General features: G+C 36.3%; 18 protein-coding genes. 3 read left to right on the plus strand and 15 right to left on the minus strand.

Translation table 11 applies throughout. The features are described 5' to 3' along the window. Positions 1-113: 113 nt before the first annotated feature. The 3 genes from asnA to HMPREF9333_RS07105 all read right to left on the minus strand — a co-directional run bounded on the left by asnA (position 114) and on the right by HMPREF9333_RS07105 (position 3,413). Positions 114-1,121, minus strand: a complete 1,008-nt coding sequence (asnA, locus tag HMPREF9333_RS07095; RefSeq protein WP_005540974.1) for an aspartate--ammonia ligase — start codon at positions 1,119-1,121, stop codon at positions 114-116. A 110-nt stretch (positions 1,122-1,231) separates the two neighbouring features. Beyond that, positions 1,232-2,923: a glycosyl hydrolase family 18 protein gene (locus HMPREF9333_RS07100; RefSeq protein WP_005540975.1), complete on the minus strand. Its 1,692-nt coding sequence runs from the start codon at positions 2,921-2,923 to the stop codon at positions 1,232-1,234. A gap of 208 nt (positions 2,924-3,131) precedes the next feature. Further along, positions 3,132-3,413 carry a hypothetical protein gene (locus HMPREF9333_RS07105; RefSeq protein ID WP_005540976.1) on the minus strand — a complete coding sequence of 94 codons (282 nt, stop codon included), beginning with the start codon at positions 3,411-3,413 and terminating at the stop codon, positions 3,132-3,134. Positions 3,414-4,724: 1,311 nt separating this feature from the next. Between HMPREF9333_RS07105 and HMPREF9333_RS07110 the strand changes: the two genes are divergently transcribed. After that, complete coding sequence (locus tag HMPREF9333_RS07110) at positions 4,725-5,411, plus strand: adaptor protein MecA (protein WP_005540977.1); 687 nt, start codon at positions 4,725-4,727, stop codon at positions 5,409-5,411. Between the two features lie 157 nt (positions 5,412-5,568). On the opposite strand, the gene HMPREF9333_RS07115 is transcribed toward HMPREF9333_RS07110, so the two are convergent. Next, positions 5,569-5,769 carry a DUF1858 domain-containing protein gene (locus HMPREF9333_RS07115; RefSeq protein ID WP_005540978.1) on the minus strand — a complete coding sequence of 67 codons (201 nt, stop codon included), beginning with the start codon at positions 5,767-5,769 and terminating at the stop codon, positions 5,569-5,571. Between the two features lie 237 nt (positions 5,770-6,006). Here HMPREF9333_RS07115 and HMPREF9333_RS07120 point away from each other — a divergent pair, with 237 nt between their 5' ends. After that, entirely contained in the window at positions 6,007-6,888 is an 882-nt protein-coding gene (locus HMPREF9333_RS07120; RefSeq protein WP_169311760.1) for an endo alpha-1,4 polygalactosaminidase, read from the plus strand. A gap of 101 nt (positions 6,889-6,989) precedes the next feature. Next, positions 6,990-7,157, plus strand: a complete 168-nt coding sequence (locus tag HMPREF9333_RS07125) for a DUF362 domain-containing protein (RefSeq protein WP_005540980.1) — start codon at positions 6,990-6,992, stop codon at positions 7,155-7,157. A gap of 378 nt (positions 7,158-7,535) precedes the next feature. Here the strand turns inward: HMPREF9333_RS07125 and HMPREF9333_RS07130 are convergent, their stop codons facing one another. From HMPREF9333_RS07130 to HMPREF9333_RS07180, 11 genes are all read right to left on the minus strand, one after another. Further along, on the minus strand, positions 7,536-8,993 hold the full coding sequence (locus HMPREF9333_RS07130; protein WP_005540981.1) for an ABC transporter ATP-binding protein: 1,458 nt from the start codon (positions 8,991-8,993) through the stop codon (positions 7,536-7,538). Between the two features lie 5 nt (positions 8,994-8,998). Then, positions 8,999-9,733 (minus strand): energy-coupling factor transporter transmembrane component T, encoded by a 735-nt coding sequence (locus tag HMPREF9333_RS07135; RefSeq protein ID WP_005540982.1) that lies wholly within the window; start codon positions 9,731-9,733, stop codon positions 8,999-9,001. Further along, positions 9,734-10,318 (minus strand): MptD family putative ECF transporter S component, encoded by a 585-nt coding sequence (locus tag HMPREF9333_RS07140; RefSeq protein WP_040882478.1) that lies wholly within the window; start codon positions 10,316-10,318, stop codon positions 9,734-9,736. Between the two features lie 109 nt (positions 10,319-10,427). Further along, the gene (locus HMPREF9333_RS07145; protein WP_005540984.1) at positions 10,428-12,158 is read right to left on the minus strand and encodes an ABC transporter ATP-binding protein; all 1,731 of its coding nucleotides are present in this window, start codon (positions 12,156-12,158) and stop codon (positions 10,428-10,430) included. After that, complete coding sequence (locus HMPREF9333_RS07150; RefSeq protein ID WP_005540985.1) at positions 12,155-13,900, minus strand: ABC transporter ATP-binding protein; 1,746 nt, start codon at positions 13,898-13,900, stop codon at positions 12,155-12,157. The genes HMPREF9333_RS07145 and HMPREF9333_RS07150 overlap by 4 nt, the downstream gene beginning before the upstream one ends. Positions 13,901-13,998: 98 nt before the next feature. Next, on the minus strand, positions 13,999-14,619 hold the full coding sequence (locus HMPREF9333_RS07155; RefSeq protein ID WP_005540986.1) for a TetR/AcrR family transcriptional regulator: 621 nt from the start codon (positions 14,617-14,619) through the stop codon (positions 13,999-14,001). Between the two features lie 232 nt (positions 14,620-14,851). After that, positions 14,852-16,186 carry a replicative DNA helicase gene (gene dnaB, locus HMPREF9333_RS07160; RefSeq protein WP_005540987.1) on the minus strand — a complete coding sequence of 445 codons (1,335 nt, stop codon included), beginning with the start codon at positions 16,184-16,186 and terminating at the stop codon, positions 14,852-14,854. A gap of 14 nt (positions 16,187-16,200) precedes the next feature. Beyond that, positions 16,201-16,647, minus strand: a complete 447-nt coding sequence (gene rplI, locus HMPREF9333_RS07165) for a 50S ribosomal protein L9 (RefSeq protein WP_005540988.1) — start codon at positions 16,645-16,647, stop codon at positions 16,201-16,203. Next, a complete protein-coding gene (locus HMPREF9333_RS07170) occupies positions 16,647-18,644 on the minus strand; it encodes a DHH family phosphoesterase (RefSeq protein ID WP_005540990.1) in 1,998 nt (665 codons plus the stop codon). Before HMPREF9333_RS07170 ends, rplI begins: the two co-directional genes overlap by 1 nt. Before the next feature lie 132 nt (positions 18,645-18,776). Then, entirely contained in the window at positions 18,777-19,907 is a 1,131-nt protein-coding gene (gene glgD, locus HMPREF9333_RS07175) for a glucose-1-phosphate adenylyltransferase subunit GlgD (protein WP_005540992.1), read from the minus strand. Beyond that, positions 19,904-21,178 (minus strand): glucose-1-phosphate adenylyltransferase, encoded by a 1,275-nt coding sequence (locus tag HMPREF9333_RS07180; protein ID WP_005540993.1) that lies wholly within the window; start codon positions 21,176-21,178, stop codon positions 19,904-19,906. Before HMPREF9333_RS07180 ends, glgD begins: the two co-directional genes overlap by 4 nt. Positions 21,179-21,588 lie beyond the last annotated feature (410 nt).

The raw sequence follows: 21,588 nt of genomic DNA on the forward strand, positions 1-21,588 counted from the left end.
GAATTGTAATTATAATATGATACAAGTGCGAGAAGCGAAGCTGTAGCAATCCTGTATCAATAGGTGTCAAATACTTTTGACACCTACGTCATAATATATAAAATATATGTCTGTTATAATAAAAATATCTTATGTTCCGCACACTGTTTTCTCATTGCCTGAGGCCATATACTTGATTGTACTTCGCCTACATGTGCCCGGTTAAGAAGAAGCATGCAGAGTCTTGACTGACCTATACCTCCGCCTATCGTATAAGGAAGCTCCCCGTTAAGAAGCATTTTATGATAGGGAAGATTCCTTCTATCATTACAACCCGAAATATTCAGCTGCCTGTCAAGAGAGTTTTCATCAACCCTTATACCCATACTTGATATTTCAAGTGCCATATCAAGCCAGTCAAACCAGAACAGTATATCACCGTTTAATCCCCAGTCATCATAATCAGGTGCTCTTGAGTCATGCGGTTCCCCATTTGAAAGAGCCGCTCCTATCCTCTTTATAAATACACAGCCGTATTCTTTTGTTATAAGATTTTCCCTCTCCTTGGGAGTTTTATCGGGATATCTTTGCAAAAGTTCTTCCGAATCTATAAAAACTATTTCCTTAGGCAGGTGATTTACCGCTTCCGGATACTTGTACCAGACCTCATGCTGCATATGCTTTATAATTTTAAATATATTCCTTACAATCTCCTCAAGCTTTTGTTCAGTCCTTTCCTCCCTGTGTATAACCTTTTCCCAGTCCCATTGATCTACATAACATGAATGCAGATTGTCAAGATCTTCATCACGTCTTATAGCATTCATATTTGTATATAATCCCTCTCCCGGATTATAGCCATATTCATGAAGCGCCATCCTTTTCCATTTCGCAAGAGACTGAACCACCTCAACCTCTTCACCCTTGATAGCCGCTATATCAAACGCCACCGGTCGTTCAACACCGCTTAAATTATCATTAAGTCCGCTTGATTTCGGTACAAACAGCGGTGCTGAAACCCTTTCAAGATTGAGTTCCTTGCCAAATTCCTTCTGAAAAGTATCTCGAATATATTTTATAGCCTCCTGTGTCTGCCTGATTGTAAGTACAGGATCATAGTTTTTGGGCAATATAAGTGCCATATTAATTCCTCTTTCATTAAAATATTTATATTTTTAAACTTATCGCTTTAAATAAAGTATTATTAAACCGATAAAACATTATTATTAGACCGGGCTTTAATAATTTGTGTTTAATTTCCTATCTCATTTACAACATCCCATATATCATCCGGTTCAAGTCCCAGTTTCCAGCATGCCACACCTGCAAGGTCCGCATCTTTTATAAGCTTTATCTTAAGAGACATCGACTTTTCCTCTTCCATCCATATATAAGCCGTTCCATCACTTTGCAGAATCTCACCCTTATACTGCCCCAGGCTGTCATCCCATACCAGATTAACCGCATTTTCATCAACCCAATCTTTTGCCGCCTTAATACCCAGTGCTTTTGAAGTAAGTCCATTTTCACCCTGTTTCCAGATTCTTACATAAAAAGGCACTGCATTTATCAGCTTTTCCTTAGGTACCTGTGTAAGGGTGTCTGCTATACCGTTTTTTACAAAACTGTAAGAGGCTACACTTCCCATGGTTTTATCACCCGCATAGTGTTCATCATAGCCCATGTTTATAACATAATCAACCACCTCGGCAAGCCTGTCTCTCTTAAAAAATGTATTAAAGGAAGCATAATTCGGTACATCAACTGAAAGGACTATCTTTTCTTTCCTGCACGCAACTGAAAGTTCTCTTATAAATTGCAGGTAATGTTTTGCCGCAACTTCCTTAAAGCTTTCAAAATCAATATTTATCCCGTCAATATCATAAGTGTTTACATCTTTTATAAGGCTGTCTATAAGTTTTCTGCGGTTTTCACTATCTGCAAACAACACTTCGGATTTTACTTTATCACTCAAATTATCTATAAGAGCCCATACCTGTACCCCTCTTGCATGTGCCTCATTTACATATTGTGCATCTGCAAGTGATGTGTAATTGCCTTCATTATCACTTAAAGAAAACCATGTCGGTGAAACTACGGTAAGACTTCCCGCCCTTTCAAGAAGGTTTGAAAGCCCTGAGTTCGCTTCTGCACTTGTAACCTGATGCCAGCCTAAAATTACAGGTTTTTCAAGACTTATATTTGTATATTTCGCTTTTTCAAAGCTGCTGTGCTTTGCCTCCTCCTTATAATCCGATGATACTCGTCTCTTTTCAACATATCCTATATATCCGTCCCTTGTAAAAACCTTAATCCATGCATCATTTCCGTCCGTACGGGTATCCGAAACCATTATTATATCTTCATCCTTAACCATATCCTTCACTATATCGCCTTTTCTTGAAGATGATACCCTCATTTTTGTATCTCTGCTTATTACCGAAAGCTTTTCAGGGTCCCACTGATCATTTACATATATCCTGTTTACCCCATTGTCCGTATAAATAAGTGTTGAAATATCGGTATAGGTCTTTACAAGCTCTATATACACATATGCCTTTCCATCATCAATTATAATCTGAGGTTTCCCGTCCGAAGACATCGACTGCGTATCTGCATACAGTATCTCATCAGGCGTTGTATAAATAAGCAGGTTTTCCTTATCACTCCAGTAAAACTTGTCATTTAATGAATTTTCTACCCATTCAAGCGGAAGGTAAAAAGCTCCTTCTCTGTTTATTGCCTTAAAATCCTCAATATTATAATTATATATTATAGCCGCTTTATCACCGCTTACTCCAAAATATGCATTTATATCAGCCATTCTTTTTGATGAGCTGTTTTCCTCAATATATATCATAGCGAAATATGCACCTATGCATATTATAATGAGCAGCGGTATTATCCATACTCTGCTTTTTTTCTTTCTTTTCCTTGATACCAAAATTAGGAAACCTCCTTAAATTTGAGATTTCCTAATTATAACATAAAATATTAAATTTTTGCAGTTATATACTTATACGGTATACTTTTTATTGTATTCGAACATACATTTATACAGTACGTTTTTTATACAGCTTTACCAAATGCAATATAAAGCTTTGCCGCCAACCGGCATTAAAATGGTTGTACTGCATATTTGCAATGAAGATTTATATCTTAATTTTTATTTTTTCGAATCTTATCTCTTCTAAATTTTCAAGATTTTTATCAGCTATATAATCTCCCATATATTCACGGCTATATTCAGATACTTTAAGCATATGCATCAAATCATGCGTACTGCTCTTTTTGCCGTCTATATATATAGGAATTCCACTGTTTTTATACCTTAAAAGTTTTTTTACATAAGCCTCCTGTGAAATATACAGGTTTATACCCTGCCTGACAGTATTATCCGGCTTTTCATTATAAGAATTTATCCCATATATCAACCACCTGACCCTTTTCTCCGGCTCCTAAGATCTTTGACTCCTAAAATCTCCGCCTTTAAAATTCCGTCATTTTAGGAGTTAAGATTTTAATGTGTCAAAATATATGATTAATAAGCTTACACCCTTTATTGTACCAAAAACATATATTTCTATTTTAGAGAACCGCAGATAAGACTTTCTCATGAGAAAATCACAGGTATTCTGCACCGTTCCTATATGATTTTTGCCACATATATGCACAGCCTTCTGAAATTTATACCATAAGGAATGTCTGAGGCACATAACTTAAGGTTTTAAAGAAATGCAGACAGCAAAAGTACATTATAGATTTACCGGTTCCGGATACACATGTGAAACAACAATCAGCATTATATTTTCACTCTAATATACAGCTTTCGATATATCATAATGTACTCTGCCGACTTCAGTTTTCTTTTCACACCTGCCTTAAATATCTTCGGTTTTTATGACTTAAACCTATTCATAAAGATATCATTATCTGTCATAAAGATATCATCATAAATCAGTATCTAATAATTATAAAATGATTTTCCAAAGATATGAAAAAGCCGCACATAATAATGATGTAAGCCCTTGCGGAAAAAATATTATAAGACTTTAAGTGGATTTTAATAAAAAGATCTGCATAACCATGCATGAAAGCTTCTGTGTTTGATAGACTTTTACAGCAAAGGCAGATATTAAACTGTATGCTTAATCCCTCAAACAACCTCTTATAAACTCTTTCCTATTATCCTATATCATGCTCTTTACATTTAAAATTATTTTGTGTTAAACTCATTCGATTATATAATCTTAATTACTTGGGATAATCTAAGATTTATAATATATAAAAATATATCATGGTTTGATATCAGCTTCCGTACTGTGTACAGCAAGTTGAAAATAAGATTTTCGATATTTTAGATATTTTTATTTTTTAAGCAGTTATTTGAAACGGATATAAATCAAATATTTTAATCTAAACTGTTTAAAATCCGCCTGCTTAAAGTTAAATTTATATTAATAATCTGTCGTCCGGCCTCCTTTCCCCCACTTAAACCCAGGCAAACAGCCTTTACAGCTTTCAACGGCTATTATATCCTTACTGCATAGTTTAGTCAATTACAAAAATCAGTTCGGTCGGTTTATTTGTAAAATAGAATATTTAGTGTATTTCATTGATTATTTGTACAATCTGATGTATATTATATACAAGCGGGAGTTTTTACACTTACTGCATATATTACCGGTTTCAATACTGCCGGTTTTTTACACCGTTATCTCCCGTTGTTGATGAAAGGGGGTTTCATGAAATTAGAACGGATTAATGAAAATCAGATAAAATGCACTTTATCCAATACGGATCTGCTTGCCCGCAATATCAATCTAAATGAACTCGCATATGGCACTGAAAAGATTAATATACTTTTTAATGAGCTGATTCAAAAGGCTGTACAAGAGCTTAATTTTACCGTCAGAGGTCCTTTTCGTATAGAAGCCGTACCGTTCCCGGGTGATAATATGGTTGTAATTATAACCAATGTTGATGACCCTGAGGAGGTTGACGTAAGATTTACAAAGTTCTCACCATTAGAAAATGAGGTTAATGTTTCAATGAATATTGATGATTTTGAAGCAGAAGGCTATACTGACAACCTGATGTTTGCAAAACATAGCTTTTCTGATAATGATCCTGGTGATTTATGCAACCGTATATTCGGTTTTGACTCTCTGGATGATGTTCAGGAAGCGGCAAAAGCGGTAGCAAGCACTTTTAACGGTGTCAGCCGCCTTTATAAAGACCCTGTTTCAGGCATTTATACACTTCTGCTTACAGATGAAGGAAATGATCATATAGGCTTTGCCGCATCCTGCAATAAGCTTACTGAATACGGCAGAAAAATTTCTTCAAACTACAGCAGTGTTTCATATATGGATGAGCATTATGATATTATTATAAAGGATTCCGCAATACAGGCGCTTATAAAGTTTTAGCCTTTAAAATATCCATGCGGCAAATTGTCTGAAAAGAACTAAAAAGACCGGCACAGTTATTATATGTGCCGGTCTTTTACATACTTTTATATTCCGACACAGCCCGAATCATGGCTGTGCTTTACTTAATCCTTGATTAAAGAAGCCAAATCACTTATTAGTCCTGGGCAACAATCTCATTAATCTGTGATAAAAGTACATCGCAATCTATACCGTGAACCATACATGCCTCTTCAAGTGATTCACCCGTTGATGCCGGACAGCCTAAACAGTGCATACCTGCCCTCATTAAAATAGGTGCTATATGCTCATTAAGCATTAAAAGCTCTCCGATAGACATATCTTTAGTAATAGTCATAAACTTGTCCTCCTTTATTAAATTTAATTGCAATACTAATATACATTAATAGTATTATAATTGCAAGAAACATCGTAAATATTATTTATACATTATTATTTATACAACTTCTTAAATATTACTGCTTATCTCTGCGGCAAATCCATTGTTTGTCCTTATAATTTTAGATTGCCCGGCAAAAAATTCCAAAAGAGTATTGTTTTGGACAAATTTAAATAAATGTGTTATATTAAATCTATGAATATGTTGATAATTAATTTAATACAAAAAAACACGGCTTTTTTAAAAAAACTTTTTGCAGTAATTTTATATGTGATTCCTGCATGTATATGTATCTCATGTACACCTGCTCCTGAGGCTTCAACAGGCTTTTTATATGAATATGGCGTTTTTTTAAATTTAAGCCCTGAAACTGCCGGTTATGAAGCGAAGCTTGCAAATTACCATACTGTAGTAATTGATGCACAATATTTTTCAAAGGAGGAGATAAAAGGTCTAAAAGATAAGGACCATATTGTATATTCATACCTGAACATCGGTTCAATAGAGAATTTCAGGAATTACTTTAACGAATATAAGTCTCTTATACTTTCAAATTATGAAAACTGGGACGAAGAATACTGGATAAATGTTTCCGATCCCGTATGGAAAGATTTCATAACTGACAGGCTTGCACCTTCACTGCTTGAAAAAGGTGTTGACGGTCTGTTTATAGACAATGTTGATATCTACTATCAATACCGGTCGGAAAAAATTTATAATTCAGTTACCGATATACTTAAACGCCTTAAATCAAAGAGTCCAAATATTATAATAAATGGCGGTGATACCTTTATAAGCAGATATATAGATGAAAAAAAACAGCCGGCTGATATACTGAGCGGTATAAACCAGGAGACCGTCTTTACTGCAATTGATTTTGAAAAAGGCAGTTTCAAACCCGCAGATATAGAAACACAGGAATATTTTACAGATTACCTTAAGAAAGCCCGAAAGCAAAATATAGATATATTTTTACTGGAATATACAAATGATGACAAGCTTAGGGATGAAATAAAACACTACTGCGATATCAATGGCTATTTATACTATATAAGCAGCTCTATTGAGCTTAATTAATGAATTTATGCACAAACAATTGCCTCACATCTTGAAATTTTACAGCTTTTCGTATACAATGTGTTTGCGTTGAATAATATATCAAAAGGAGGAAGTTTTTCATGGCTCATGTTATAAAAGACGGATGCATCATGTGTGGTACCTGTGCAGGTGAATGCCCTGTAAGTGCTATATCAGAAGGAGATCCTAAATATGTGATTGATCCTGATACATGTGTTGACTGTGGTGCATGTGCTGCGGTATGTCCTACGGGATGTATAGAAGCCTAATGCAATGATGCAGATATAATATCCTGTTAAATAAAATTACTTTTTTATATAGATGGGAAATTCAAAACATATTAAAAGACGGGGAGGATGCTCAGCCTTCCCGTCTTTTAATATGTTTTATGAAATTATAAAATACAGCATTACTTCTTTGACATCAGGAGTACAGGCTATCTGCGGTATAGGCTCAGGTGTATATATCACTAGTAACTGAGCTTTGTTGCAGAACTGTCTTGTTCTGCTGAATATCGGCTCATGTATATATCACTAATAACCCGATACTCTTACACTATGTTTATCTGCCCTAAATTAAACCGTTTTAGAAAATCATGGTATGAAAGCATAAAAATTTTACAGGCAGTATTATATGTATATTTAATGTCATATAAAAAATGAATTTACTCTATCAGCATTTTCCTGTGTCCAACCCCCAAACCAATCAAGTTTGCCATTATCTAAAAAGAGCAGATAATCACAACATTCCTTCAAAAGTTCAGGATCATGAGTTATAATAAACAAAGTTTTTCCCTCACTGCTAAGGTTCTTCATAAGTTTAGAAACTCCTAACATATGTTTATAATCCAGACCGCTTGTCGGTTCATCAAAAATCAGCAATTCTTTACCACTTGCGATAGCACTCCCAATTGCAACTCTCTGCTTCTGTCCACCGGACAGAGAAAGAGGATGCACATCATAAAACTTTTCTAAGTTCAAATCTTTAAGTATCTTATCCGCCTTTTGCTTAGCCTCTTCATTATCATTTTCCATACTTAGGAGGATTTCATCCAACACACTTTCTGTAAATAGTTGATGGTTTACATCCTGCATTACCATATAGCTTTTATTTTTCCAGTCTTTTGCCGAAAATATACTGCCCTTGTAATTAAGAAAACCTTTCGTTTTTTTCTCAAGTCCACAGATTGATTTTGCCAATGTTGATTTTCCCGCACCATTATACCCTAATATTCCAACTATTGCACCGAAAGGTATCTTTATTTCTGGAATATCAAGAAACTTATATTTCTTATATGAAAATGAAATGTTGGTAAAGCTAAAAGTTTCATCTTTATTAGTATGCTCTTTTTCTTCAAAATGAATAGCTGTACGGGAGCGAAGCCCCATTTGATGAATATCTTTTTCGTCAATTTTTTTAAATTCTTCAGTAGACATATCCCTGATGATTTTTCCGTCTTCCATGTAAATAATCCTGTCTACAAGCTCCATCAGATAATACAGGCGATGCTCGGCAACAATAACAGTCTTACCCTGAGCTTTCCATTTCCTGACTACTTCTTTTAGGTCTGAAATCGTGCGAAGATCCAGATTGGATGAAGGCTCATCAAGGATAAAAATATCGGGCTGCATTGCTGCAACGGAAGCACAGGCGATTTTTTGCTTTTCTCCACCTGATAATGCAAACAGATTGCGGTCAAGCAAATATTCCATGTTTAAGTCTTTTGCCACCTGTCCAATCCTATGATACATTTCCTCCCTTGGTATTCCTGTATTTTCACAGCCAAAAGCGATTTCACTGGTAGAATCTATACTGAAAAACTGTGAGCGTGGATTTTGGAACACAGAGCCGACTTTTTGTGATAACTCATACAAGGTTATACCGGATGAATCTACATTATTAATCAATATCTGCCCTTTTAGCTCTCCCTGATAGTATGTCGGAGCAAGCCCGTTGATAAGACGGGTAATTGTAGTTTTTCCACATCCGGAAGCCCCACAGAGCATAACAATCTGCCCTGAGGGGACGGTTAGGTTTATATCATATACGCCGGATTTATGTTCCTCTGTATGATAAAAAAAGGATACATTCTTTAGTACAATCATAACTCTTACATTCTCCCGACTATTATCCATATTATTAAAAGAACTGTAATAACCGCCATTCCTATGTCGTAAATACCAAAACTGAGCTCTACCAGGCAGCTTCGCTTTTTAAGACCTCCAAGCCCTCTTGATAACGCAGCGGCTGAAAGCTCTTCACCTATTTTTGCTATCGACATCATCAGAGGGATTACCCTGTACTCCAAAATCAATATCGGATTCTTCCAAAACTTAGGAGTTCCAAATCTTACTTCTCTCATCCGCATTGCATTGCCAATAGATCTGCTTTCCTCACCCAGGGTAGGAATAAAGCGAAAAACTACCGAAACCGGTATAATGAAAGCTTCCGGAACATGGCATAGATTCATCGCCGATATAAATTCATTCGGTTTCGTTGATTTAATAATATAATATCCGAACATAAACACCGGGAAAAAACGGAAAATCAGTTCTGTAATAAGCCCTAAAAACATAGCAAGTAAATAAGGAAATTCCAATTTTCCGTGAAGTAACTTTGCAAGTATCGCAATTATAAATAAGCCACCATAAATAAAAGCCGGGCGATACCTATGATTCGACAGCAATAAAACTATGGGAATAAGCACAAGCACACTGTTCATGAGAAGATTCTTATTAACAAAAAATATAAGGGTTGCAAGCACAAACATAAAAAGGACTTTTGTACGAGGGTCAAGGTATACTCCCCTGTGTTTTGGAGGTCTATATATTACATTCTCCTTCATCTATGCGATTCCTGCCCTTTCAAAGTGCTTTTTAAGCATCTTTCTGCCAAAAAATGCACCAATGATAGAGGAAACCAGAATGATGCCAATTCCTGCAAATCCCATCCATGAAGGCATATACCTGCTAATACCTGCAACATATTCATCTCCCATTGAATCTCTTACCTGCTCCATATAGGTAGCTGTTAAAAGCCACATAGGTGCAGCACAGCCTATCATACCGCAAGAGAAAATCCAATAACCAATTACGTCGAACTTAAAGCTTTTATATTTTCCAAGACTTAGTACCAGATCTGACAGCAGCCCTGCCAGAATGTATGTAATTGTAGGAATATAGGTGTAACCCATCAGATACCAGAAAACAGCCAGAATAACTCCCATAATTGAAACCATACCAAATTTTTCCACTTTAGTTAAAAACAGCATAAACGGTATTCCGGTTACAATAGGAACTAAAATATATTCTAGCGGATAAAGAATCGGTATAGCCCCTAACATTCCAATTGCAAAGAAAACAACAAGGTATATAGCGGTATAAATTCCGACATTAATTAGATCCTTTGCATTTAACTTACTGTTTTTCATCACAAATACCTCCTAAAAATAATAAAATTTATAAATATAACAAAATTAATTTGATCCCGTATTGAGATATAAAACCTAACAAACAGCTTTCATATCTTCATTTTATCTCTTACATTTTCCACGCAGTTGCATCTTCTCGTTCCGCTATAAAACGGCGATAGATTCCTTCTTTATGAATAAGTTCATCGTGAGTGCCCTGCTGCTCTATCTTCATTTTATTGATAACCAGAATCCGATCCGCATGTCTTACAGTTTTTAGCCTATGTGCTATCATAATTACGGTTTTATCTTTTGTAAGTGCTTCAATCGCATTTTGCAGCCTGTCCTCATTTTCCGGATCTACATTGGCAGTCGCTTCATCAAGTATTATAATCGGCGCATCCTTTAAGATAGCTCTTGCTATGGATATTCTCTGTTTTTCGCCACCCGAAAGATTCATACCCCCTTCTCCGGCAACAGTTTCATATCCAAGCGGCAGACTCATGATAAATTCATGGCAACAGGCACTTTTAGCTGCTGCGATAACATCTTCTCTCGATGCTTCAGGTTTTCCAAATCGGATATTGTTTTCAATCGTATCCTGAAACAGATATACCTTTTGAAAAACAATGCTTATCTGACTCATCAACGACTCCAGTGTATACTCTTTCACATCATGTCCGCCAATCAAAATGCTGCCATTGTCAACATCCCAGAATCTGGCTATCAGATTACACATAGTTGTTTTTCCGGAACCGCTTGGACCGATTATTGCAGTAAAGCTTTTATCCGGAAGTGTTACTGAAATACCGTCCAATATCTTTTTCTTTTCATAAGAAAAGCTGACATTATTAAATATAATATCATGGTTAGACGGCGATAATTCTTTCCCATTTGAATCCATTTGCACAAGATCATCTGTCCGGTTCGCATCCTCAATAGAGCTGCTTACTATACGTAAGATTGACATTGCACTTCCTGCGGATTCAAGTCCTGAAAAAACGGAAAATGAAATTATAATGCTCATCAGTGTGGTAAGCAGATTCATTTCTCCCTTAAAATAAGAGTAAAGTGCAAACAGCATAATCCCTACACTGCACATTCTAAGTACCATTTCCTGCATTATAGTGTATGGAGTAAATAGTTTCTCCAGATTCAGATTGGCATTCCGGCTGTTTTGCATCGCAGTTTTTAGTTTTTTATCACCCTTTCCGGTCAGGTTAAACGCCTTTATTATCAACATTCCCTGTAACTGTTCCAGTAAGGCATCTACCAGTTTTTCCTGTGCCTCCTGTCTAAGCGGAGCTAAATTTCTTGATTTTCTTTCCATAACAGAAGTAACCCACAGATATAGTATAATTCCTACAGTTATAAATATTCCAATCTGCCACCGGTATACCAAAATCATTAGTAAAAATACTATTGAATCAATAAAACCGCTCATCATATTAACGAGAACCATAGGTGCTGTATTCTCTACTTCATCAAGTATTGTTGTGGTAATACCTGTGATTTCTCCAAGATTATTCTCATTAAAATATCCCATAGGAACGGTCTTTAACTTGTTTCCGATTGATATACGTTTTTCTGCCACCATAAAATAACCGGCATGTGTTCTTTGTAACTGTGCAAATTTATCTGTTACAGTTCTTCCCAAAATACTAATCAAAAGAAAAGATAGTGCGATTATCATTGGTTTTGTATCTCTCTCACCATTAATTATCGCTTTCAAAATAAAATATATTGCACTGATTTGTAACATATTAAACATTGCATAAACAAATCCCAACAGCACAGATTTATTGAGATTGCCTTTTTCTTTTCCGGAAAAATCCCATATTTTCTTTAATGCATCAATCATAATACCTCTCCCTCCATAGCGCCTATATGTGCCGTCCACATTGACCTGTACCGGGCATTTTCCTTTAAAAGCTCCTCATGTGTACCAATACCATTTACACGTCCATTATCAACCACAACAATTTGCTTTGCATCCTTGATTGTAGAAAGGCGATGTGCAATTACTATCACTGTTTTCCCTTTAACAAGCTTGGAAATCGCTCTTTGTAAAACGGCTTCATTTTCCGGATCTATATATGCAGTTGCCTCATCAAGAATTATAATTGGTGCATTCTTTAAAATTGCTCTGGCGATAGAGATTCTCTGTTTTTCTCCGCCCGAAAGATGGTTGCCGCTTCTGCCTACAATTGTGTCGTAGCCGTTTTCTAAGCCACAAATAAATTCATGGCACCCTGAAAGACGTGCAGCCGTTTCAACCTCTGTATCTTTTGCAGAGGGTTTCCCAAGACGAATATTTTCCCGTACCGTTTCATTAAAGAGATAATTATCCTGTGAAACAAAGGCTACCAGATCATACAGCTGTGAAAGAGGGATTTTCTTCGTATTTACATTACCAATACTTATTTCACCTTGTATTATATCCCAATATCCCGCAATCAGCCTCGCAATAGTTGTTTTTCCCGAACCGCTCTCACCAACCAGTGCAGTCAAGGCATTTTCAGGAATATCAAGACTTATGTCATGTAATATTTCCTTATCATCGTGGTATGAAAAAGAAACATTTGTAAGACGTATGTTATTGTTGGGGATGGAGACAGCTTCTGTGCCATGTATCTGTTCTTCGCTACACAATATCTTATCTACAGAACCAACTATGGTTCCGACCTTTGCAAGACTGTCTATAAAGCCCGTTGCTGCAAGAAGAGGTCCGACAATTCCAAGAGATAAAATAATTGTCGTTATAAATGTCCCGGCACTTAAACTTCCACTTGTATAAAGCAACCAGCCTATAGGCAAAATAGTAATCATAGTTGTAGGGGATATTGCTTTTGACAATGAAAACGGATACTGGCAGCCTTTCATCCAGTTATAGTAATAATCCGCATTTGCGAGAATTTTTTCGGAGTATTTTTTATATGAATTATCTCCTTGATTAAATGCCTTGATAACTTCAATACCGCTCATATATTCCACAATAGCCGCATTCATCTCGCCATTTACTTCAACGGATGCCTTATACTTTTCTCCATAGTCCCGCATCACCAGCCCCATAAACAACATGCCTACAGGTATAGAGACCAGTGAAAGCAGTGCCATACGCCAATCTAAAATAAACAAATAAATAAGAACACATAAAGGACCGACCAGGTTTGCAGTCATCTCCGGAAACAGATGTGCAAGAGGGCGCTCCATACTTTCAACCTGATCAACTATTATTTGCTTCATATCCCCACTTGAAGCATCTAATATAGTACCTAAAGGTAGTTTCGGGAGCTTCTCCATAAGTTTTTCCCGTATTGTATTTAATATGGAAAATGCAGCCCGATGTGAAAAAGCAAGAGCTTTGGCATAAAGCACACTCCTGAGAAGATATCCAATAAAACTAAACAAACATAGAATTAAAAAATATGCTGCCGGGCGATTTTCTTTTCCAATTAATGCACTGACAATCCTTGCCGCCATTACATATGGAAGCATTCCGGCTAAAACTCCTAAAACAGCCAGAAAAATTGCAGTCTTAAGACGGGCATGCTCTGTCTGACCTAGCTCCCATAGACGCAATAACGCTTTTTTTGTACTCATAGTATAACCTCTTTATTTTAAATTAATTTAAAGATAACTTAGGTCGCTTACTTAGTTATCTTTGTGTTTTAAAAATATGCCGCATTGCTGCGGCAATATCAAATCTTAAGCAGCTTTCTCCAGCCTGCGGAAAAAAATTCTGCCAGACTTTGAGCAGAAGCCAAGGCTGCTTCCTCGCTAAAATCATGCAATATAGGTTCAAAAAGACAGGCATAATAGGCATGCAGGATCATATGCAGTTCATTATGAGTTGCATGATGATATGCAATACCTTTTGTGTTAAGCACATCAAACATACGATATGTACTGCTCAGTTCCTTCTCAACAAGCCAATCAATATAATCACTGTATTTTGTTCCGTCAGAAGAACATAGAATAAGCTTAAATGCATCAAAATGCAGATAAATATAATGAATAAATTCCGTAATGGTTTCTATTGAAATCTTCCATACTTCATCTGTATTTCCTGCATCTATGTAATCAAAGCATTCTCCCTCTGCTATATCAAATCTGGCAAGAAGTCCATTTGCCGCATCATCTACAAGCTCACTGAAAATGGCAGATTTGTCCTCAAAATGTCTATAAAAAGCACCGGTAGTTACACCTGCAGCCTTGCATAGAGCCCGAAGATTTGTCCGTTCATAACCATATTTTAAAAACAGCCTTTTACCGCTTTCCAGTATCTTTTTATGTGTAATTTCATATTTTTCAGTTGCCATTTCTCTCCTTTTTGATAACTTTGTTATTATTATACTTTCAATAAAGTTAGTTGTCAATAACTACAGTTAAACCAGGTAGCTTTAATCTTTAAATAACTTTGATATTCAGGAAACATTTTTATATATTTTTGTTATCTTTAAGCACATAAAAGGCTCCTTTCAGAGCCTTATGATAGTCAGGGTTTTATATACTTACCTATTCCCGTCTTTTAATATGTTTTTATGAAATGTTTTATTCTCTTGCTATATTTACAAATTTAGTAGTTTCCGGTTTCCATACAAGTTTTACGGTCCCTATCGGACCGTTTCTCTGCTTTGCTATTATAACCTCAGCCTCATTTATATTTTCAGTATCCTTTTTATAGTAATCCTCTCTGTATAAAAACATAACTATATCGGCATCCTGTTCTATGGCTCCCGACTCTCTGAGATCGGAAAGCATAGGTCTGTGGTCCGTTCTGGTCTCACATGCCCTTGAAAGCTGAGAAAGTGCTACTACCGGTGCCTTAAGTTCCCTTGCTAGAGCTTTTAAATTCCTTGAAATCTCAGATATCTCCTGCTGCCTGTTTTCAGAAGATTTACCGCTTCCGGACATAAGCTGAAGATAGTCTATTATAACTATATCAAGCCCCTTTTCAAGCTTTATCTTCCTGCATTTGCTCCTTAACTCAGTTATACTTATACCTGGTGTGTCGTCAATCATTATCTTTGAACTTCCGACCTGCACCACCCCTCTTATAAGCTGATCCCAGTCATTGTCATTTAAGTTTCCTATCCTCAATTTTTGTGAATCAATTCCTGTTTCCATGGCAAGCATACGCTGTACAAGCTGTTCCGCACTCATCTCAAGCGAAAAAATCATACAGGGCATATTTTTTTTCATTGCCACATGCTCAACCACATTAAGTACAAATGCTGTCTTTCCCATAGACGGTCTGGCTGCTATAAGGACAAGGTCCGAGGGCTGGAAACCGCTTGTCTTATAATCAAGATCTATAAAACCCGTGGGAATTCCGGTAACGCTTTCCTTCGTACGGCTTGCCTGCTCTATCCTGTTGAGTACATTTTCAGCAACCTTTTCTATAGGCTTAATATCAGTACTGCCTCTGCTCTGAAGCACCTTAAACATATTTTTTTCAGCCTCTGCAAGTATATATTCCATACTTTCCTTACCTGCATAGCAATCAGCTGCAATATTCTCGCTGACCCTTATAAGCCTCCTTAAAACCGCCTTTTCATGGACTATCGAAGCATACGCCTTTATATTCGCCGAGGTTGGCACTGAAACAAGTATATCTCTTACAAAATCAATCCCTGCAACCTCAGGCGGTATATTTTTTTCCTTTAATCTGTCCTGCAGCACCACAAGATCAACAGGCTTGCCCTCATTAAACAGCTCGACCATACTCTCAAACATTATTGCGTACTGTGATGTATAAAAATCTTCCTTGTCAAGTATGTCCATTGCGGCTGTAACTGCCCCTTTATCCATAAGCATGGCACCTATAACCGATTTTTCCGCCTCTATACTATGCGGCAGAATTCTCTTTAATAAAGCCTCATCCATAAAAGATTCTCTTTCTATGCTTCAAGTACTTTTACTGTAAATTTTGCATTGACATCCTTATGGAGCCTGATTGTAACTTCATGACTGCCGAAAGTTTTTATAGGTTCTGCCAGAACGATCTTCTTTTTATCAATATCAACCTTAAACTGATCCTTTATTGCCTGTGAGATTTCCTTTGTAGTTACTGAACCGTAGGTTTTTCCGTCTCTTCCTCCTTTTATCATTATCTCAATTTTGCCGCCTTCAATCTTTCCTGCCGTTTCTTTTGCAAGATCGAGCTGATTTTGAGCAATTTTTTGAGCGTTTGCCTTTTGAAGCTTTAACGTGTTTAAATTCTGAGCATTTGCCTCAACACCTTTTTTCTTGGGGATTAAAAAATTTCTTGCATATCCCTCACTTACTTCTACAACTTCGCCCTTTCGCCCAAGCGACTTTACATCCTCAATAAGAACTATTTTCATTACAGCAAATCTCCTTCTTTTATCATTTCTGAAATAATTTCCTTAATACGTTTTATGGCATTTTCAATACTCATACCCTTAATCTGTGCACCTGCCATAGAACGATGTCCGCCTCCTCCGATCTTTTCCATCATAACCTGAACATTTATCTCATCTATAGACCTTGCACTCACATAAATTATATCATTATACCTGGTAAGAACTACACTTGCTTTTATGCCGATTATGTTTAAAAGCTCATTTGCAGCCTGTGCACCTATAACTGTAGGACTCTCTATACCTTCGGCACTGCATACGCTTATAGCAAAATGCTTGTTATAGATCTCTGCATTATGTACCGCTTCAGCCTTTGCCATATAGTCCGCAGGTTTTTCTCTAAACATCTTTCTTACTCTGGTAATATCTGCACCGCTTCTTCTAAGATAAGCAGCCGCCTCAAATGTTCTTACACCTGTCTGTATATTAAAATTTTGGGTGTCAACTACTATTCCTGCATACATTGCATCGGCTTCACCCGACTTTATTCTTGTAATCTCATCTATATACTGCACTATCTCTGCGACCATCTCACATGCACTTGATGCATAAGGCTCTACATATGACAATACCGCATTGCTTATAATTTCACTGCTTTGCCTGTGATGATCAAGCACAACTATATTATTTATTATATTTAAAAGTTCAGGTTCTTCAGTTATACTCGGTCTGTTTACATCAACTACCACAAGCATTGTCCGGTCGCCTGCAAGCTCCCTTGCTCTGGCTTCATCTATAAACATATCCTCGGGATAATCATCTGAATTTGTAAACTTGGCAACTATCGGTTTTAAAGTTGAATTTACCGCACCCATGACTATATAGGCATTTTTCTCCAGAGTGGCAGCTATTCTCCATATACCTATTGCAGAACCGAAGCAGTCTATGTCCATATTTTTATGCCCCATTATTATGACATTATCCATGGTTTCCATGATTCCTCTTAAAGCATGTGCCTTAACTCTCGCCTTTACACGAGTTGATTTTTCAACACTTTTTGACTTGCCGCCGAAATATCTTATACTTTCACTGTCTTTAACTACTGCCTGATCCCCGCCTCTTCCAAGCGCCATATCCATAGCATTTCTTGCAAAGTCATTTCTTAAAGAAAAGCTGTCGCCACCTGAACCTATGCCAATACTCAGTGTAACACTCATCTCATTACCTATATTGACAGTTTTTACATCATCAAGTATATCAAAACGATTTTCCTGCATTTCTTCAAAATATTCATGCCTTATTATAAATATATACTTATCCTTTTCAAGCCTTTTTAATATACCGTCATATCGTGATATATACTGATTTATTTTCCTGTCTATAAGTGCTATAAGCAGTGAACTCCTTACAGACTCTACATTTTCCATAGCCTCATCATAATTGTCAAGATTTATAAGCCCGACGACCATCTCTTTTTTATCAGCAGCTTCTTTAAGTGCGGTATACTCACTCTCGTCATAAAGACATACTGAGTAGGCACTGACATCCTTAAGTATTATCTCATTTATAATAATCTTATACTTTCTGCCATTATAACATGCACTGAAGCTGTCTTTTTCCTCAATTTCTTCCCACTTTAATTCAGGAAACATAATTCTTATATTTCTTCCGGCTTTTTTATCTCCTTCAATTATCCTGTTGAATTCACGGTTTCTCCACGCAAACCCGCCTGCCTTGTCAATTACTGCATAAGCCATATCAAGCTGATTAAGCATTTTTTTCCCTATATCCTCTGTCTCCATGGCATAGCCGGCAACCGCTCTTTCAAAATTATCTTTTGTGTAATAGTAAAATGTAAGCAGCAGTATTACTGCTGCCGTTACCATAAAGATCATTATCATACCCGCTTTTTTATTTACCAGATTTATGCAGGCTGCCATAAATACAAACATTCCTATCACTGCTATAGGCCATTTAAGATAATATCTTAAAAAATTATCAGGTTTTTGAAACCATTTCATCTGAAGTCCCCTTTATAAAACAGTATATTATGCCGACACATTGCCGTATCGGACAGTTTTATTTTAATACGGTTAAAATCAATATGTCGGCATATCAGATTTACTATGAATTTTATAATAAAATACTATTTATTACATTAAATAACGATTGTATTTCTCAATAACGATCCTAATCTTATATGTATCTTCTTCTTTGGATTCAAATCTTTTTCCATGTTTTACAGTGCCCCTGCTTTCAACAATACTGTTTTCAATAAATACCCCGTTTCCTATAAAAGTATCATTTAAAACGAGAGAATTTTTTATAACTGTATCATTGCCTATATAGACTCTCTTAAATAAAATTGAGTTTTCAACAGTACCGTTAATTATACATCCGCTTGATATAAGAGAATTTCTTACAACGGCTCCGGGATTATATTTTGCCGGCGGTATATCGTCCATCTTTGAATGAACCTCAGGATATTCCCAGAAGAAATAATCCCTTACCTCTTTTTTTAAAAAATCCATATTTGTCTTAAAATAGGAATCAACAGATGCTATATTGCTCCAATATGTATTAATTTTATATGCAAAGATTCTCTTAAGATTTTTATATCTTATAAGAATATCCTTTACAAAATCATATCTATCCTCAGATACGCATTTTTCAACAAGATCAATTAAAAGCCTTCTCCTTATTATATATATTCCACATGATATATCATTGGACTGTGCAACCATAGGCTTCTCATCAAAATCGGTTATACGTCCCTCTTCATTTATGCTGACTATACCGAAACGTGTAGCATCTTCTCCCTCATTAAGACGTTTGCATACTACCGTTATGTCAGCCCTCTTTTCTATATGGTATTCAAGCACCTTGTTGTAATCAAGCTTATATACGCAATTGCCTGCTGCCATAACTACATACGGCTCATGACATTCAGTTAAAAAATTTATATTCTGATAAAGTGCATCGGCAGTACCTCTGAACCAGTCTGTATTATCAGAGGTTATTGTAGGAGTGAAGGTATACAGCCCCCCCTGTTTTCTGCCAAAATCCCACCACTTTGATGAGCTTAAGTGTTCATTTAACGAACGTGAGTTGTACTGTGTGAAAACCACCACTTTTTTTATATTTGAATTACTCATATTGCTTAATGCAAAATCAATACTTCTGTAAGCCCCCGCTATCGGCATCGCAGATATCGCTCTCTTGTTTGAAAGCTCTCTCATCCGCTTTGAATTTCCTCCTGCAAGTATAATTCCTATTGCTCTCATACTATCCCACCTGTCTTTACTATATAACCTCCACTTGGAAGGAAATTGTCCTTATAATCCTCATATACAGTCTCCCCCATAATTGCAGTGTTTTTACCTATCCTTATATTATCAGGTATCACACTTACCTCACCTATGGTTACAAGCTCTGAATTATAAACCTTTTTATCATATTCACTTTCGGCATAGTCTCCGATACCTATCTCACAGCCTGAACCTATAACGCTGCTCTCGGCTACTATTGTATTATAAAGCCTGGTATTTTTCCCTATATGTGAATCTCTCATAACTATCGAGTCCCTTATGACAGCCCCCTCCTCTATAAGTACACCTGCACCTATAATTGATCCTATAACCTCTCCATAGATTTCACTGCCCTCACTTATTATGCTTCTTTCAATATGTGCATTTGAAGCAATATAATGCGGAGGGATTATATCCGTCTTTGTAAATATTTTCCAGTATTCCTCATACAAGTTAAATTCAGGTACTATATCTATAAGCTCCATATTGGCTTCCCAATATGACTGCAGTGTACCCACATCTTTCCAGTATCCGTTATATTCATAGGCAAATACCCGATTTCCGTTTTCATGTATATATGGTATTATATGTTTTCCGAAATCACAGCCGGGTTCATCCTGTAATTTTACCAGTGTTTCTTTTAATACATTCCAACTGAATATATATATACCCATTGATACAAGGTTGCTTTTTGGCTGAGGCGGTTTTTCTTCAAATTCAATCACCTGATTTTTTTCATCTGTAACTACAACTCCGAACCTGCCTGCCTCCTCAAGCGAAACCGGCATTACAGCTATTGTAACATCTGCATTATTTGCCTTATGATAGCCAAGCATAGTCTCATAATCCATCTTATATATATGATCTCCTGAAAGTATAAGAACATAATCGGGATTATATGACTCCATATATTCAAGATTTTGAAAAACGGCATTGGCAGTACCTGTATACCAATCGCTTCCTTTTGAATTCTCATAAGGCGGAAGTATGGTAACACCTCCAACGTTTTTATCAAGATCCCACGGTATTCCTATACCTATATGGGAATTCAGCCTGAGAGGCTGATATTGAGTAAGAACGCCAACTGTACTTATCCCCGAGTTTACACAGTTGCTTAAAGGAAAATCTATAATACGGTACTTTCCACCAAAGGATACTGCAGGCTTTGCGACTTTCTGTGTCAGAACGCCAAGTCGGCTACCCTGACCGCCTGCTAAAAGCATGGCAACCATCTCTTTTTTAATCACTTTACACCTCACAATCTGGCTTTTTATTTTACTTTGTTACGTATTTCATTATATCATATCACATTAATATTGTGAATAATCTATTATAGGGCTGTCGGGAAATAAGGACCGTATATACCAAATCAGCCCGTGTGTATGTTATATAACTTTGATGTCTTGAATCCTCAATTTCTAAAAGCCATTCTCTTAGTGAATGAAAAAAATGATGCGTTATCATCATAAAATTAACAATCCCTCGTTCTTTTTTTCTTTTTTCTCTCTTTTCCTTTTTTGTCATACAAAAAGACCTCATGTGTGAAAAATTTCTTTTTTATATTTTAACTCACAAAAGGTCTTATTGCTTATAATCTTTATATTTTATTGTGAAAACTTTTTATTCCTTAAAGCTGTAGTATATCTTTTGTCAATAA

Source organism: Johnsonella ignava ATCC 51276, from assembly GCF_000235445.1.
GTDB classification, from domain to species: Bacteria; Bacillota; Clostridia; order Lachnospirales; family Lachnospiraceae; genus Johnsonella; species Johnsonella ignava.